The organism is Pseudomonas sp. I2 (genome assembly GCF_040984075.1).
Lineage (GTDB): Bacteria > Pseudomonadota > Gammaproteobacteria > Pseudomonadales > Pseudomonadaceae > Aquipseudomonas > Aquipseudomonas guariconensis_B.
Map to the genome: position 1 here is coordinate 1 of NZ_JBCGFQ010000077.1, position 14,619 is coordinate 14,619.

16 protein-coding genes and 1 pseudogene are annotated in these 14,619 nt (G+C 61.3%); 7 read left to right on the top strand and 10 right to left on the bottom strand.

What is annotated here, in order from left to right; genetic code table 11:
- Positions 1-117: 117 nt before the first annotated feature.
- Both WCE05_RS24580 and WCE05_RS24585 read left to right on the top strand, forming a co-directional pair.
- Positions 118-453, top strand: coding sequence for an HPF/RaiA family ribosome-associated protein (locus WCE05_RS24580; RefSeq protein ID WP_225789471.1), 336 nt, complete (start codon positions 118-120; stop codon positions 451-453).
- 123 nt (positions 454-576) lie between these two features.
- Positions 577-879: a DUF3509 domain-containing protein gene (locus WCE05_RS24585; protein WP_225789472.1), complete on the top strand. Its 303-nt coding sequence runs from the start codon at positions 577-579 to the stop codon at positions 877-879.
- A gap of 75 nt (positions 880-954) precedes the next feature.
- On the opposite strand, the pseudogene WCE05_RS24590 reads toward WCE05_RS24585, so the two are convergent.
- A pseudogene (locus WCE05_RS24590) lies at positions 955-1,194 on the bottom strand (phosphate-starvation-inducible PsiE family protein); the annotation flags it as partial.
- 115 nt (positions 1,195-1,309) lie between these two features.
- Between WCE05_RS24590 and WCE05_RS24595 the strand changes: the two are divergent.
- The gene (locus WCE05_RS24595; RefSeq protein WP_368816748.1) at positions 1,310-3,235 is read left to right on the top strand and encodes an ATP-dependent endonuclease; all 1,926 of its coding nucleotides are present in this window, start codon (positions 1,310-1,312) and stop codon (positions 3,233-3,235) included.
- Between the two features lie 157 nt (positions 3,236-3,392).
- Here the strand turns inward: WCE05_RS24595 and WCE05_RS24600 are convergent, their stop codons facing one another.
- Entirely contained in the window at positions 3,393-3,866 is a 474-nt protein-coding gene (locus WCE05_RS24600) for a phosphate-starvation-inducible protein PsiE (RefSeq protein WP_368816749.1), read from the bottom strand.
- Positions 3,867-4,118: 252 nt separating this feature from the next.
- On the opposite strand from WCE05_RS24600, the gene WCE05_RS24605 reads away from it, so the two are divergent.
- Positions 4,119-4,382: a YebG family protein gene (locus tag WCE05_RS24605; protein WP_253079967.1), complete on the top strand. Its 264-nt coding sequence runs from the start codon at positions 4,119-4,121 to the stop codon at positions 4,380-4,382.
- A 139-nt stretch (positions 4,383-4,521) separates the two neighbouring features.
- Here WCE05_RS24605 and WCE05_RS24610 read toward each other — a convergent pair whose 3' ends face one another.
- Positions 4,522-5,541 (bottom strand): Glu/Leu/Phe/Val dehydrogenase dimerization domain-containing protein, encoded by a 1,020-nt coding sequence (locus tag WCE05_RS24610; RefSeq protein ID WP_225789475.1) that lies wholly within the window; start codon positions 5,539-5,541, stop codon positions 4,522-4,524.
- Between the two features lie 123 nt (positions 5,542-5,664).
- Here WCE05_RS24610 and WCE05_RS24615 point away from each other — a divergent pair, with 123 nt between their 5' ends.
- The gene (locus WCE05_RS24615; protein WP_225789476.1) at positions 5,665-6,471 is read left to right on the top strand and encodes a SirB1 family protein; all 807 of its coding nucleotides are present in this window, start codon (positions 5,665-5,667) and stop codon (positions 6,469-6,471) included.
- Here WCE05_RS24615 and maiA read toward each other — a convergent pair.
- From maiA to hmgA, 3 genes are read right to left on the bottom strand one after another with little or no spacing between them, the layout of a single operon-like run.
- Positions 6,465-7,097, bottom strand: coding sequence for a maleylacetoacetate isomerase (gene maiA, locus WCE05_RS24620; protein WP_368816750.1), 633 nt, complete (start codon positions 7,095-7,097; stop codon positions 6,465-6,467). The two genes, WCE05_RS24615 and maiA, sit on opposite strands and share 7 nt — an antisense overlap.
- 11 nt (positions 7,098-7,108) lie before the next feature.
- Positions 7,109-8,401, bottom strand: coding sequence for a fumarylacetoacetase (gene fahA, locus WCE05_RS24625; RefSeq protein ID WP_225789478.1), 1,293 nt, complete (start codon positions 8,399-8,401; stop codon positions 7,109-7,111).
- 3 nt (positions 8,402-8,404) lie between these two features.
- A complete protein-coding gene (gene hmgA / locus WCE05_RS24630; protein WP_368816751.1) occupies positions 8,405-9,706 on the bottom strand; it encodes a homogentisate 1,2-dioxygenase in 1,302 nt (433 codons plus the stop codon).
- 197 nt (positions 9,707-9,903) lie between these two features.
- Here hmgA and WCE05_RS24635 point away from each other — a divergent pair, with 197 nt between their 5' ends.
- Positions 9,904-10,686: an IclR family transcriptional regulator gene (locus WCE05_RS24635; protein WP_225789480.1), complete on the top strand. Its 783-nt coding sequence runs from the start codon at positions 9,904-9,906 to the stop codon at positions 10,684-10,686.
- Between the two features lie 436 nt (positions 10,687-11,122).
- On the opposite strand, the gene WCE05_RS24640 is transcribed toward WCE05_RS24635, so the two are convergent.
- From WCE05_RS24640 to WCE05_RS24655, 4 genes are all read right to left on the bottom strand, one after another.
- Positions 11,123-12,037 carry an SDR family oxidoreductase gene (locus WCE05_RS24640; protein ID WP_225789481.1) on the bottom strand — a complete coding sequence of 305 codons (915 nt, stop codon included), beginning with the start codon at positions 12,035-12,037 and terminating at the stop codon, positions 11,123-11,125.
- 140 nt (positions 12,038-12,177) lie between these two features.
- Entirely contained in the window at positions 12,178-13,083 is a 906-nt protein-coding gene (locus WCE05_RS24645; RefSeq protein ID WP_225789482.1) for an alpha/beta fold hydrolase, read from the bottom strand.
- 176 nt (positions 13,084-13,259) lie between these two features.
- Entirely contained in the window at positions 13,260-13,946 is a 687-nt protein-coding gene (locus WCE05_RS24650) for an LrgB family protein (protein ID WP_225789483.1), read from the bottom strand.
- Positions 13,936-14,322 (bottom strand): CidA/LrgA family protein, encoded by a 387-nt coding sequence (locus WCE05_RS24655; protein ID WP_225789484.1) that lies wholly within the window; start codon positions 14,320-14,322, stop codon positions 13,936-13,938. Before WCE05_RS24655 ends, WCE05_RS24650 begins: the two co-directional genes overlap by 11 nt.
- Before the next feature lie 99 nt (positions 14,323-14,421).
- Between WCE05_RS24655 and WCE05_RS24660 the strand changes: the two genes are divergently transcribed.
- A partial coding sequence (locus WCE05_RS24660) for a LysR family transcriptional regulator (protein WP_368816752.1) occupies positions 14,422-14,619 on the top strand: 198 nt, incomplete at its 3' end.

Genomic DNA, 14,619 nt, shown 5'->3' on the forward strand with positions numbered 1-14,619 from the left:
AAGGGCTTGAATTCGTTTCGCCATTGCCTGACTTTACAGTCAAGAGGCGAAGAAATTCCAAGGGCCTCAGTGGCCTAGGCACGCCTCCACGCGAGCAAGCTGAATAAGGATTGAATCATGCAAATCCAGGTCAACAGCAGCAATCACCTCCAAGGCAACATCCGGCTCAACGAGTGGGTCCGCAGCACGCTGGAAAGCACGCTCGAACGCTACGAGGACGACCTCACCCGCATCGAGGTCCACCTGCGCGACGAGAACGGCGCCAAGCCCGGCCCCCAGGACAAACGCTGCCAGATGGAGGCTCGCCCGAAAGGCCATCAACCGATTTCCGTGACCCACACCGCCGCCTCGCTGGACCAGGCGGTCGATGGTGCCGCCAGCAAGCTGAACAATGCGCTGGAGCACTTCTACGGCAAGCTGCGCAGCCGCCGCTCGGTGATCCAGCCCGAGTAACCCTGTAGCCCTCGACGCCCGGTGCCCGCACCGGGCGTTTTCGTTCCCGCCGATCGAAGGCCCTGAACCAACCTCCCGCTCACCCGGTCAATTCCTGCAGACATTCATTCGCAGACACCGACCATGAACAACCCCTTCGACCAGATCAGCGACGCCTTCGCCCCCCGATACCGGGTCAACCTGAGCATCGAACGCCTGGACGGCAGCATCATGCTGACCCTCTCCGACGACAGCGGCGTGGTCGCCAAGCGGCTGATCACCGAGGCCCAGCGCAACGACCCGGTACGCCTGCAGCGGCTCATCGACAGCATCCGCCTGGGCCTGGCCATCGAGCAGGGCCATAGCGTCATGGAAGTCCTCGCCGCGCTGACCGAAGGCGGCACCCGCCGTGGTATCGCCTGGCAGCCCAGCAATATCGCCCGCTAGCGCTGCCAGCCGAAGCGCCTGCGCACATTGTGCTTCGAACCCCCGCCGGTACATCCACCGCTCCTGGGCAGAAACTCAGACCTTGCCGTCGTCCAGGTCCTTGCCACTGGCATCGATCACCCGGGTGGAGGGGTAGCGGTACGAGGCATAGCGCACCACCAGGATGGAAAACGCCAGCAGCAGGATGCCCCCGCACAGGTATAACAGGCCCGCATCCGGCGCCTTGTGGTGCGAGACATCGCCGATCAGCAGGCGGGTCAGCGCGGTGATCGCCACGTAGAGCAGGAAGCGGATCGGCATGTGGTTGGTCTTGAATGACCTTGTCGCCTGTCGACCATTAGCCATTCGAGAGATGGCCAATTGAAATCAATTTGATATCATTCCTTGATGATTTTCAACCGAAAACCTTCTGGACAGTCAAGGAAAAACGATGCTCGTTGGACTATTTCTTAAAAACTATAAAACATATCAACATCTAACTTTTTTACCTTTTGTAAAAGATACAAATCATAATCTGAGTATATTTATTGGCCAAAATGGTGCTGGCAAATCTTCAATCCTTGAATCTCTGGATACACTATTTAACGGACGCGAATGGAACTCGAACATATTCTCCAAAAAAACCGATGGATTTATCTGTCCAGTATTTCTGATACCTAAACATTTATTGAGAAGCAATAAATGTCTCGACACAATTAGCAGCCATTTCTGGAACTACAATCTGCCAGAGCGGTCCGGAGCAATTCGAAATGATGCATCAAAGGATTTTATACAATTCAGAAGTCAAACGCTTTCAAAATTCAAGCCAGCTGAGCACTACCTCATAGTAGTAGGCCGAAATCAGCAAGGCGGTATTAGCTACACATCCTCTCACAAATCCCTTGAAACATCTCTGAAAGAAAATAAAATAAGTATTTCTGATCAGGAAAAGACATTAAATTCGATACTAAATAGATACGCATACACTTACTTGCCTATTCACAGTTCCCCTGCAGATTTGCTAAATCTCAGAGCAAGAGAAATTCAATCCCTACTCGACAAAAACTTCATAAAAGAAATTGAAGACATCCTAAACAAAGATGACGACTCTGCAAGCCCAATAAAAAGTATCAATTTAAAGCTAGAGAATTTTATCACCGAGATCAATGAAAAACTTCAGAGCCTGAACGGCAGCTACCAATATAAAACTGCGAACCACGGTCGAGTGCTAGCCTCTGACTTAACAGACACCATAATAAACAAATCCATTTCGAGACGTTTACTTCAGAAAGATGGAAAACCGATACAAAACCTTAGTTCTGGGGAGCAAAGATTAGCGATAATTGATGTCGCCTACGCATTTTTAAGCAAAGGTGGCGAGACGACTAGAGAACTAATCATCGCTATTGACGAGCCTGAAGTCAGCCTAAACCCCACCAACTGCCTACAACAATTCAAAAGAATATTTAGTATAGCTAATGATTTCAAAAAGCAAGTATTTATATCAACTCATTGGTACGGCCTTCTCATGGCCCCCGAGAATGCAACACTAAACCACATTAGCAAGCTTAGCGACAAACCTCTCATAAAGTCTTTAAATTTGGCAAAGATACAAGAAGAACGACGAGCCTTCCCTGATTCATTTGAAATGAAAAGCTACTTCGACTTAGTATCCTCAATACTTTCAACGATTAAAGGAAGCTCACAAAATTGGATAATATGTGAAGGAAATGACGACCTAAACTATCTTAAGAAACTTTTACCCGAAACCACTAAACACCTTAATATATTGCCAGTCGGCGGAAAAGGTGGCGTTGTGAAAATTTACGAATACATGCGGATTGCAGCCGAAGACAAAGCAGAGCAAGAACTACTCAAAGGCAAGGTTTTGTGCTTGATTGACACGGACACCGACATGATAGCAGTAAGTCCAATATCAAAACCCGCTCAGAAAAAATTAAGGATCCTACGCTTTCAAATCTGTTCTTCTACTGGCAACTCTCTTTTAGTCCCTCCAATTTCAAAGGGCCTGCATACGCAAACTGAGCTTGAGGATACGCTTGATCCTGTCGACTTTTACAATGCCTCCAAAAGCATAGTTCAAAGCAAAGCTACCGAAGAGATAAAAAAAGCCTTCCAACTTGCAACTCCAAATAAGGATGCAGCTTTTTCCGGCATAAATCAGGATCTTGACTTCCTCACACTACGTAATGAGGATCATTACTTAAAGAAAGAAATCAGGAATTTCCTAACACAAGACCACATCAAGAGTCTAATATCCGAGAGATATTTTTCAAACCACTCGAAACCTGCTTGGGTAGAGACTGTTGAGCAGTTCTTCAATCCTGAACAAAACGAACAAAGAGCCGAAGGTTAATCTCCACCAAATAATATGAGCGAAGTAGTGCAAAAATATCCGCACTACTTTCACACTCAATCCACCTAAGGATTCCTGCAGACGCTTGAAAAACTTCAACTACAAATATTTACATTCAATCTAATTTATTCTTACGCAAGAGCCGCACCTCACACAACTAACTACCTGCATTATCAACAGTTCCTCCAGAGGCATCTATACTCTTCGTAGAAGGATACTTGTAAGAGGCAAACCGAACAACCAAGATAGAGAATGCAAGTAATAAAATCCCACCACACACGTATAAAAGTCCAGCATCAGGAGCTTTATGATGAGAAACATCACCAATCAACAATCTTGTCAAAGCAGTGATGGCGACATAAAGAAGAAACCTAATAGGCATATGATTGGTTTTGAAATAAATACCTACCATCGCCCCGAGCTCCAGGTAGATGAACAGCAGCAGGATGTCGTCCACGCTCACCCCGCCCTTGCCCAGCATGTCCAGGAAGGTCATCAGCGCCGCGTAGGCGGTGATGCCACCGATACCGAACAACGCCAGGTAGTGGAACGACTCGACGCACAGGTTGCCCAGCGAGTCGGCGGAGCCATGCAGGCCCTTGCGCAGCTTTTCAGCCCATTTGATGTTCACGATGTTCGATTCCCCGATACGACCTGAAGGATGATGCGCCACGCCTGTGACGCTTGTGCCATGCAGTTAAAGGGCCAGGCCCTCGTCTTGGAAGGCGACCGATTGCCGCAAGGCACCTGTGGGCTACGCTTTTGCCGAATGCCTTGGAGATGAAAAGCCATCATCGTGGTTGCAACGAGGCGGCTGAAACGGATACTGTATATAAATACAGTTAACCAGTAACCCCAACAGCAAAAGGCACAGAGGTGATGAATGGCCGTCGAAGTGGTGTACCGCAGCAGCCGAGACCCGGAGCGCTTGTTCATGGATAAGGCTGAAGCAGATCGTCACGACAAGATGCTCGAGCTGGCCGAACGCCTGGCCGAGGTGTTGCACAAGGCGGTGCCTTCGCTGAGCGAGCAGCAGGTCGAGGAAGCCGGTATCTACATGGCCAGGCATCGTGATGTGTTCGCCCGGGCGTTCAAGAACCAGCCGGATGCGCTGGGGGAGTTGCTCGAAAGTAGTGGGGGCGAGTAAGCCTCACCGTCGCTTGGGGCCGCTTCGCGCTCCATCGCCGGCAAGCCCCCACAGGGCCAGCGCTGTTCACCAATAATGTGCCCTGCAAAGGACTTGTGGGGCTTGCCGGCGATGGGCTGCCGTGGGGCAGCCCCGGAACTCACCCGTAAAGCAACCGCTCCGCCAGCATCTGCGCCACCCGCGCCGGCGAGCGCTTTTCCGCCTGGGCATGGGCGAACACTTCGGTCAGCCGGGTGGGGATGCGCGCCAGGTGCGCGGTGATGGTGCCCAGGTCTTCGCCACAGTGGGTCAGCGCTACGTAGATCAGGCCACCGGCATTGATCACATAGTCAGGCGCATAGAGGATGCCGCGCTTCTCCAACTGGTCGGCCACCTGCAACGTGGTCAACTGATTGTTCGCCGCACCCGCCACCGCCGCGCAACGCAGCTGCATCACGCTCTGGCCATTGAGCACCGGCCCTACGCCACAAGGCGCGAAGATGTCGCAAGGCGTGCTGATCAGCGCATCGTTGGTCACCGGATGCGCATCCAGCTGCTCCACGGCCAAACGCACCCGCCCCGGGTCGAGATCGCTGACCAGCAGCTCCGCTCCCGCCGCATGCAGTTGCTCGGCCAGGGCGTAGCCGACGTTACCCAGCCCTTGCACCGCCACCCGCAAGCCTTCGAGGTTGTCGCTGCCCAGCCGGGCCACGGACGTGGCGCGGATACCGGCGAACACCCCCATGGCCGCGTGGGGCGAAGGATCGCCCGAGGCGGTGGTGCTGGTGACATGGGGGGTGACCTGGGCGATGCAGTCCATGTCCAGGGTCGAGGTGCCGCTGTCCACCGCAGTGATGAACCGCCCTTGCAGGGTATCGACGAAACGGCCGAAGGCCTCGAACAATGCCGCGCGGTTTTCCACATGCGGATTGCGCATGATCACCGCCTTGCCGCCGCCCAGCGGCAAGCCAGCGAGGGCCGCCTTGTAGCTCATGCCCTGGGCCAGGCGGATGGCATCGGTCATGGCGCTTTCGTCATCGGCATAGGGCAGGTAGCGGCAACCGCCCATGGCCGGCCCCAATTGCTCGCTGTGGATCGCCACCACGGCCTTGAGGCCTGTGGGCGGGTCGATGCACAGGTGCAGCGACTGGGTGCGGGTGCTTTGCATGAGCGCGAACATCAACGGGCTCCCCGAAGAGGTGCTCTTTCCAGTATAGGCAGCTCTTTGACGCTCGATCCCCTGACGGACCACTGGACGAATCACGGCGCCAGGGCTAAAAGATAAGCGTGTGTGGAGATGCCCATGAACCCACGTCAAGCCTGCCTGGCCTGCCTGGAACGCGAACCTGTCGCCCTGTTGGAGGCGACCCTGTGGATCGCCGCCGAACATGACCGGACGGTAGAGCCGGCGGCAGGCCTTGCCCAGCTGCACGAGCTGCAACGCCAGGTCAGCGCCAACCTGCCGATGCTGCCGCTCGGCGAACTGGCCCAGCCACTGCTGCGCCAACTCAACGCCCTGGGTTTCCAGCAGGACGAGTACCATCCCCTGCGCCCCCAGGCCGCCTTGATGGACAAGGTCTTGCAGCGTCGACGCGGGCAACCGCTGCCGTTGGCCATCCTCGCCCTGGAGCTGGCCCGGCGCCTGTCGATTCCCCTGGAAGGCGTGAACTTTCCCGGCCACTTCCTGCTGCGCGTGCCGGGCGCCGATCACCTGCTCGACCCGTGCGGCGGACGGCGCCTGTATCCGACCGACTGCCGCGAACTGCTCGCCCGCCAGTTCGGCCCGCACCTGCCGCTGAGCGCCGAGCACCTGCGCACGGCCAGCCCCCTGCAGATGCTCCAGCGCCTGTCACGCAACCTGCGCCAGTTGCACACCAGCAACGACAACGACCTGGCCGCGCTGATCGACGCCGAGCGGGTCATGCAACTGGGGCCGGTGACGGTCAACGACTACCTGGCCCGCGCCACCCTCTACCAGCATCTGGACTGCCCCCAGGCCGAACGCTTCGACCTGGAGCATGCCCTGCTGCTGACTGACGACCCGGTGCAGCGCCTCAAGCTGAGCGAACGCCTCGCCCAGCTACCCTCGGCGAAGCGCTCGATTCACTGAGCCGGTGTGTCCACCTGGCAGGAAGGGTGGGCCTTGAGAAAGGCGGGATGCGCCTCGGCCAGGGCGGCGACGCGGCGGATCCTCGGGAAGCTGCCGAGGTCGACGTTGAAGCGCTCGGACGCATACAGCTGCGGGATCAGGTAGACATCCGCCAGCCCAGGCTCGTCGCCGAAGCAGAAGCCCTCGTCGCCGATCAACTGCTCGACAGCTGCCAGGCCCTGGCCAATCCAATGGGCGATCCACTGGTTGACCTGGGCCTCGTCATGGCCCAACTGGCGCAATTGCTTGAGCACGCTGACGTTGTGCAGCGGGTGGATGTCGCAGCCGATGATCGCCGCCACGCTACGTACCTTGGCGCGCGCCTCGGCATCGGCTGGCAACAGCGCCGGCTGTGGATGAACCTCTTCCAGGTACTCGATGATCGCCGGCGACTGCACCAGCAGTGCGCCGCCGTCGGTACGCAGGGCCGGCACGCGGCCCTGGGGATTGAGCGCCAGGTAGCCCGCCGTGTGCTGCTCGCCCTGCAGCAGGTTCACCGGCAGGGCCTGGTAATCCAGGCCCTTGAGCGCCAGGGCGATGCGCACCCGATACGAGGAGGTGGAACGGTAGTAGGTGAACAGCTCCATCGCCCTGCCCCTCAGTTGGCCGCCAGGATCTTGCCGCGGCATTCGCCGAAGCCGATGCTGGCCACGCCGTCGCGGGTGCAGCGGGCGCGCAGGATGATCTCGTCGCCGTCCTCGAGGAACTTGCGCACCTCGCCGCTGGCCAGCTCCACCGGGTGCTTGCCGCCCTCGGTGATCTCCAGCAGGCTGCCGAAGGAGCCAGGCACCGCGCCAGACAGGGTACCCGAACCGAACAGGTCGCCCGGCTGCAACTGGCAGCCGTTGACGCTGTGGTGGGCGACCATCTGCGCCACGGTCCAGTACATGCTGCGGGTATTGCTCAGGGTCAGGCGATGGGCCGGCAAGCCCTCCTCGCGCATGCGCTCGGTGAGCAGCAGCACTTCCAGTTCGATGTCGAAGGCGCCGTTGGCCTGGTCACGGGTGTCCAGCAGGTACGACAGTGGCTGCGGGTCGCCTTGCGGGCGGGCCGGCTGGGCGCAGCGGAACGGCTCCAAGGCCTCGGCGGTGACCACCCAGGGCGAGACGGTGGTGATGAAGCTCTTGGACAGGAATGGGCCCAGCGGCTGGTATTCCCAGGCCTGGATGTCACGCGCCGACCAGTCGTTGAGCAGGCAGAAGCCGGCCACGTGCTCGGCGGCGTCGCCTACCGGGATGGGCTGGCCCATGGCGTTGCCCTGGCCGATCCAGATACCCAGCTCCAGCTCGTAGTCCAGGCGCGCGCAAGGGCCGAAGCTCGGCTCGGCCTGCCCGGCCGGCAGCGTCTGGCCCTTGGGCCGGCGCACGTCGGTGCCGGAGGGGCGGATGGTCGAAGCACGGCCATGGTAGCCGATGGGCACGTACTTGTAGTTGGGCAGCAGCGGGTTGTCTGGGCGGAACAGCTTGCCGACGTTCTTGGCGTGCTCGATGCCCACGTAGAAGTCGGTGTAGTCGCCGACCTTGGCCGGCAGGTGCATCTGGCACTCGCTGGCCGGGTACAGCGCCGCTTTCAGCGCCGCCTGGTGCTCGCTGTGCTCGCCGAGCAGCGCCAGCAGGCGCTCGCGCAGGGCGACACGGGCCGGGCGGCCGAGGGCGAAGAAGGCGTTCAGCGCGCCGCCACGGGTGGCTTGCACCGCGGCCTTGGCCTCGCCGTCGAACAGCCCGGCGGCCAGTACCGCCTCCAGGTCGAGGATGGCGTCGCCGATGGCCACGCCGCAACGCAGCGCTTCGCCCGGGCGGCTGAAGATGCCCAGGGGCAGGTTCTGCAACGGGAAGTCGCGGTGGCCGTTGGCGTGCTCGACCCAACTGCGGGCGATGGCGGTCTGGTTCATGGGTTATCTCCGGTTCGGGTTGAAGGTGCTCGGCAAGGTGGCCCAGCAACTATCGTAGTCGGCCTGCAGTTGCGGGCACTCCAGGGCATGGCGGCTCGGACGCAGCACCTGGCTGGTCTCGAACATGAACGCCATGGTGTCGTCGATCTTGTGCGGCGCCAGGTCGGCGGCGATGGCCTTGGCGCAGGTCTCGGCATCCGGGCCGTGGGCGCTCATCACGCCATGCAGCGAAGCGCCGCCGGGCAGGAAGCCTTCGGCCTTGGCATCGTAGGCGCCGTGGATCAGGCCCATGAACTCGTTCATCAGGTTGCGGTGGAACCATGGCGGACGGAAGGTGTTCTCGGCCACCATCCAGCGCGGCGGGAAGATCACGAAATCCATGTTGGCCAGGCCGTGGACGCTGGTCGGCGAGGTCAGCACAGTGAAGATCGACGGGTCCGGGTGGTCGAAGCTGACCGTGCCGATGGTGTTGAAACGGCGCAGGTCGTACTTGTAGGGCACGTTGCTACCATGCCATGCCACCACGTCCAGCGGCGAGTGCTGGAGCTCGCAGGCCCAGTGTTCGCCGAGGAACTTCTGCACCAGTTGCACAGGCCCCTCGGCCTCCTCGTAGTGGGCGACCGGGGTGAGGAAGTCACGCGGGTTGGCCAGGCCATTGCTGCCGATCGGCCCCAGATCCGGGATGCGCAGCGGCGCGCCATGGTTCTCGGCGATGTAGCCACGGGCCTGGCCGTCGAGCAGTTCGACGCGGAACTTCATGCCGCGCGGGATCACGGCGATCTCCAGCGGCTCGACCTCCATCACGCCCAGCTCGGTGGCGATGCGCAGGCGGCCCTGCTCCGGCACCAGCAGCAGCTCACCGTCGGCGTTGAAGAACACCCGCTCCATGGAGCGGTTGGCGCGGTAGATGTAGATGCTCACGCCAGCCGGCTTCTGCGCCGCCGAGTTGGCCACCATGGGCACCCAGCCCTCGATGAAGTCGGTGGACTCGGACGGGATCGGCTGTGAGCTCCAGCGCAGGCGGTTGGGGGTGACGTCGCCCAGCGGGCTGCCCAGTGGCTGGCGCTCCAGGCGCTCGAAGCGCGGGTGCAGGGCCGAGGGGCGGATGCGGTACAGCCAGGTGCGGCGCAGTTCGCTGCGCGGCATGGTGAACGCGGTGCCCGAGAGCAGCTCGGCGTACAGGCCATAAGGGGCTTTCTGCGGCGAGTTCTGCCCCACAGGCAGGGCGCCGGGCAACGCCTCGCTGGCGAATTCGTTGCCGAACCCGCTCAGGTATTCAAGAACAGGGGAATGGTCGCGATTCATCGGTGCCTCCGGGCTCCCAGGGAGCCGTTGCTGGCAGCTGGCTGCTGGCCCGTTCCGGCTCTTTCCGGCGATCGACCCAGGCGTGGCAGCGCGTCTGCATTGTTTTTATCGTAATCAGATTACGAATAACGTAATTTGATTGCCACATGCCGTCAAGCTATAAAGACGCCCATCTGTCTCCCTGGATGCCCAAGCCCATGGCCAAAGCCAGCTCCCCCGCCGACAACGGCAAGCAGAAGGTTCGCTCGGCGGAAGTCGGCACCGATATTCTCAAGGCCCTTGCCGAACTCTCGCCGTCCACCTCCCTGTCGCGCCTGGCTGAGCATGTGGACATGCCCGCCAGCAAGGTGCACCGCTACCTGCAGGCGCTGATCGCCAGCGGCTTCGCCGAGCAGGACCCGGCCACCAACCACTACGGGCTGGGGCGCGAGGCCCTGCGGGTGGGGATGGCTGCGCTGGGGAGCATCGATGTGCTGAAGGTGTCGGCCCTGCCGCTGTCGCAACTGCGCGACGCGCTCAACGAGAGCTGTTTCGTGGCCGTGTGGGGCAACCAGGGCGCCACGGTGGTGAGCATCGAACCGGCGGTACGCGCGGTGACGGTGGTGACGCAGATCGGCTCGGTCCTGCCGCTGCTCAGCTCCTCCACGGGACTGGTGTTCGCCGCCTACCTGCCGGAGCGCGAAACTGTCGAGTTGCGCGAGCGGGAGCTGGCCACGCTGAACCAGCCGTTCAGCGACTATGCGCCGTTGCTGACGCAGATCCGCGAGCGCGGCCTGCACCATGTGCATGGTCTGCTGATGCCGGGCGTGGATGCCCTGTCGGCACCGGTGTTCAATGCCATGGGCCAGATCGCTGCGGTGATGACCGTGGTCGGCCCGACGTCGATCTTCCATGCCGACGAACATGGCCCGGCGGCCCAGCGCTTGCTGGCGGCGACGCAGGCTGCCAGTTGGCGGATGGGCTACGCGCCAGCGCACTGACACGGCGTATCGCGTGAGGGGCACGGTTCGTGCCAGGACTTTTACCCTAAACGTAAAGGTGAATGTCGGAAGTCGCTATTTTTCCTACGGGATCAAGCGCTTATTCTGACCTCACTGGCTGGCACGAAGGGCTCTCCCCCTGTTCTTCGGGCCTGCAAGGTTCACCGACGTTGATTTTGAAGCTCCTTGATCTAACGTCTCGATTGGCCGCTGCGTTTGCAGTGGCCTTTTTTATGTCTGCAGGAATATCGGGGCCGCTGCGCGGCCCATCGCCGGCAAGCCAGCTCCCACAGGTCCAGCGGCGTTCACAAATCATGTGCCCTGCCGGGAACATCTGTGGAGGATTACCCTGCACGCGGAGAACAGAGGCCGAAAGGGCAACGGGGCTCCTGTGGGAGCCGGCTTGCCGGCGATGGGCTGCGCAGCCCCAATGGCCTCAACCCAGCGGATACTTCTGCAGGTTCGCCATCATTTGCTGCAACGCTTGCAGGCTGTCCTCGGGATGCACCGCGCCGTCGAAATCGCAGATCCGTCCCCAGTTGTCCGCCACCTGCTCCGGGGTAAAGCCTTCCCGAGGATCGAAGCCGACACCCAGGCTACGCTCCCAGCGCACCTTGCCGACCCAACCGCCGCCCACTTCGAACAGTTGCCCGCTGTCCTCGCAGCGCTCGCTGCCCAGGTACACCACCAGCGGGCTGACCAGCTCGGGCTTGAGCCGCTCGAACACCTGGGGCGGAATCAACCCTTCGGTCATGCGCGTCCCGCCGGTGGGGGCGATGGCGTTGACCAGGATGCCGTGCCTGCGTCCTTCGATGGCCAGGGTACGGGTCAGGCCATACAGACCCAGCTTGGCCATGCCGTAGTTGGCCTGGCCGAAGTTGCCGTAGATGCCGGAGGTCGACGCGGTGAAGATCACCCGCCCCCAGTTCTGCTCGCGCAAGTGTGGCCAGGCGGCGTGGGTGACCTTGTAGGCCCCCTCCACATGGACCCGGTAGACCAGGTCCCAATCGCCGTCCTCCATCTTGTGGAAGGTCTTGTCGCGCAGGATGCCGGCATTGTTCACCAGCACATCGACCCGGCCGAAGCAATCCAGGGCCTGCTCGACGATGCGTGCGCCGTCGGTGACCGAGTCATGGTTGGCCACCGCCATGCCACCCGCTGCGCGGATCTCCTCCACCACTCGGTCGGCCGCCGAGGCGCTGGCGCCTTCGCCGTGGGTCGAGCCCCCCAGGTCGTTGACCACCACCTTGGCCCCACGCGCGGCGAACAGCAACGCATGGGCCCTGCCCAGGCCGCCACCGGCCCCCGTGACGATCACCACACGATCTTGCAGTCGTACCGCTTCGCTCATGTCCAAGGCTCCAGGCAGGGATTGGGGTCCGGGCAGTGTCCGCCAGCCGCAGACGGCGGACAATCAAGCGCACGGGGGCTGAATGGCGGGCGATAAGACAGGCCGATGATCGCCCACCGCCTAATCTGTGCGACCCGCCTTCAGGACCAGGCGACTTTCTGCGTGAAGCACGTCAGGGGCTGCTCGCGAAAGGCCAGGTAATGCCGCAGCACCTGCAGCGGCGCCTCGGTGTGCGGGTAGTGGCCGATACCCTGCAGCGACACGGTGTCCGGCTCCGGCACCAGTTGTCGGTAGCGCTCGACCATCCGCGCGCCGGAGACCGGGTCGACCACGCCATTGATGAAGCGCAGCGGCACGCCCCGGCGCTGCAGCGCACCGACCCAGCGCTCGCGATGCACCCGGCGTTCGGGCAGGTAGCTGATCAGCTTGTGCAGGATGCGCGTGCCACGGTTGGAGACGATCAGGCTCCAGTAGTCATCCAGGGCACTTTCGCTGGGATGGGTGCAGGGTCCGTAGATATGGCTGACGTTGCGCACCAGATCGTCCCGCCCGAAACTGCGGCCCACCAACCAGCCCAAGGGGCTGAGCAAGAGCTTCTGGAGCAGCAGCACCTGGTAGCACTCGGGGAACAGGCCGCTGTTGAGGAACGCGCAGCTGGCGACTTCCAGGCGTCGCTCGTGGTGCCGGGCCAGCAGCTCCTGGGCCACGCTGCCACCGTAGTCGTGGGCCAGCAGGTGGACTGGCTGATCGATGCGCAGGTGCGCGAGCAGGGCCTGTTGCAGGTCGGCCTGCTCCATCAGGCTGTAGTCGTGGTCAAGCGGCTTGGCCGAATCGCCAAAGCCGAGCATGTCGCAGGCCAGCACACGGAAGCGCTGGGTCAGGGGTGCCCACAGGTAGTGCCAATCCCAGCTGGCGGTGGGGAAACCGTGAAGCAGTAGCAGTGGCTCTCCTTGCCCTGCTGTCCAGTAACGGATGCTCTGGCCCCGGAAGGAAAAACTTTGGCCTCGGGTACGCCAGACGCACAATGGTATTTCAGCCAGTGGCATCAGAGTTGTCCCGGTGGATAAGTGTTGGCGATATAGGGCAGGGTTGCGCTCATTGCGTGTCACCTCGGCACTTACATGTGCTCTCTATGTCGAGGCTCAGTCTAGTCAGCGCATGGGGCGGCGATACTTGCATTGGCAGCCAGCTTGCTGGCTTTGCGGGTCAGCGGTATGAACGGTCAGAGCAGCCACGTCAGCAGGGGTGCGGCGAACAGGTTGAGCAGGCCGGTCAGGACCATGACCAGGCCGGCCACGGAGCCTTCCTCGCCCCCTACCTCCTGGGCCCGGCTGACACCCGCGCCATGGGCGCCGACACCGAATAGCGCGCCGCGGGCCAAGGGCGTGCGCAGGGGCAGCCAGCGCAGCAGGATGCCGCCGAACACTGCACCGAGCACGCCGGTGAACATGACGAACACGGCGGTCAGCTCCGGCACGCCACCGAGGTCACGGGCCAGCGGCATGGCGAACGGCGTGGTGATCGAACGCGGCAGCAGCGACAGGCTGACCGACTCGTCCAGCGCCAGCAGGTGCGCCAAGCCCCAGGAACTGGCGATCGAAGCGCCGCTACCGGCCAGCATGCCCACCAGCAGCGCCGGCCAGTGCCGCGCCAGCAAAGCCCGCTGTTGCCAGATCGGCACGGCGAAGGCCACCGTCACCGGGCCCAGCACGCTCATCAGCCAGTGGGTGTTGCGCGCGTATTCGGCGTAAGCGGTGTGCAGCGGCACAGCCACCGCCAGCAACAGGGCCGGCACCAGGATCAGCGGCGACAGCAGGTAGCGCCCGCTGCGCCGGTACAGCCAACGGCTGCCCAGGTAGGCCAGCAGGGTCAGCGCCAGCCAGAACAACGGCATGGGTTCAAGGCTCATGGCGCAGCCTCCAGCGGCACACCAGCTCGACGGTCACGGCCGTGACCACCATCACCAGCAAGGTACTCACGGCGATCACCAGCAGGATGCGCCAGCCCTCGTTGCGCAGCAGGTTGCCGTAGTCGAGCAGGCTCATCAACGCCGGGATGAAGAACAGCAGCATCTCTGCCATCAGCCAGCCGGCCCCCAGCTGCAGCATGGCCGGCTTCACCACACCGCAGGCGAACAGCAGCAACAGCAGCGCCAGCCCCATCACCCCGCCGGGAATCGGCCACCCCAGCCAGACGGCGAGCTGGCCGCCAAGCAGGAACAGGGCAAGCAGGATCGCCAGCTCGGCGAGCAGGCGTAGGCATTTTTTCAACGACAGGGGTTTCATGGTACGGAGTCCTCGACAGGCGTTCATTTTAAGTTTTCACCTGCCTAGGCCAGAAGCGAATTGTTAGACTGATCGCCATTCCATAATGGAATTCTACACATGGAATTCAAACAGCTGCGCAGTTTCATCGAAGTGGTGCATCGAGGGGGCTTCACCCAGGCAGCCCAGACCCTGCACATCAGCCAATCGGCGGTGAGCAAGCAGGTTGCCCAGCTCGAGCAGGACCTCGGCCAGCCGCTCTTGGAGCGCCAGGGCTCGCAGCTGCACCTGACGGCTGCCGGGCGCATCGTCCTCGAA

What these genes read in the sequence shown, in the direction of transcription:
- WCE05_RS24595 (WP_368816748.1), top strand. Translation starts at nt 1,310, where the DNA reads ATGCTCGTTGGACTATTTCTTAAAAACTATAAAACATATCAACATCTA.
- WCE05_RS24615 (WP_225789476.1), top strand. Translation starts at nt 5,665, where the DNA reads ATGAACCCACGTCAAGCCTGCCTGGCCTGCCTGGAACGCGAACCTGTC.
- WCE05_RS24650 (WP_225789483.1), bottom strand. Translation starts at nt 13,946, where the DNA reads ATGAGCCTTGAACCCATGCCGTTGTTCTGGCTGGCGCTGACCCTGCTG.
- hmgA (WP_368816751.1), bottom strand. Translation starts at nt 9,706, where the DNA reads ATGAATCGCGACCATTCCCCTGTTCTTGAATACCTGAGCGGGTTCGGC.
- WCE05_RS24605 (WP_253079967.1), top strand. Translation starts at nt 4,119, where the DNA reads ATGGCCGTCGAAGTGGTGTACCGCAGCAGCCGAGACCCGGAGCGCTTG.
- maiA (WP_368816750.1), bottom strand. Translation starts at nt 7,097, where the DNA reads ATGGAGCTGTTCACCTACTACCGTTCCACCTCCTCGTATCGGGTGCGC.
- WCE05_RS24585 (WP_225789472.1), top strand. Translation starts at nt 577, where the DNA reads ATGAACAACCCCTTCGACCAGATCAGCGACGCCTTCGCCCCCCGATAC.
- WCE05_RS24640 (WP_225789481.1), bottom strand. Translation starts at nt 12,037, where the DNA reads ATGAGCGAAGCGGTACGACTGCAAGATCGTGTGGTGATCGTCACGGGG.
- WCE05_RS24635 (WP_225789480.1), top strand. Translation starts at nt 9,904, where the DNA reads ATGGCCAAAGCCAGCTCCCCCGCCGACAACGGCAAGCAGAAGGTTCGC.
- fahA (WP_225789478.1), bottom strand. Translation starts at nt 8,401, where the DNA reads ATGAACCAGACCGCCATCGCCCGCAGTTGGGTCGAGCACGCCAACGGC.
- WCE05_RS24645 (WP_225789482.1), bottom strand. Translation starts at nt 13,083, where the DNA reads ATGCCACTGGCTGAAATACCATTGTGCGTCTGGCGTACCCGAGGCCAA.
- WCE05_RS24610 (WP_225789475.1), bottom strand. Translation starts at nt 5,541, where the DNA reads ATGTTCGCGCTCATGCAAAGCACCCGCACCCAGTCGCTGCACCTGTGC.
- WCE05_RS24580 (WP_225789471.1), top strand. Translation starts at nt 118, where the DNA reads ATGCAAATCCAGGTCAACAGCAGCAATCACCTCCAAGGCAACATCCGG.
- WCE05_RS24655 (WP_225789484.1), bottom strand. Translation starts at nt 14,322, where the DNA reads ATGAAACCCCTGTCGTTGAAAAAATGCCTACGCCTGCTCGCCGAGCTG.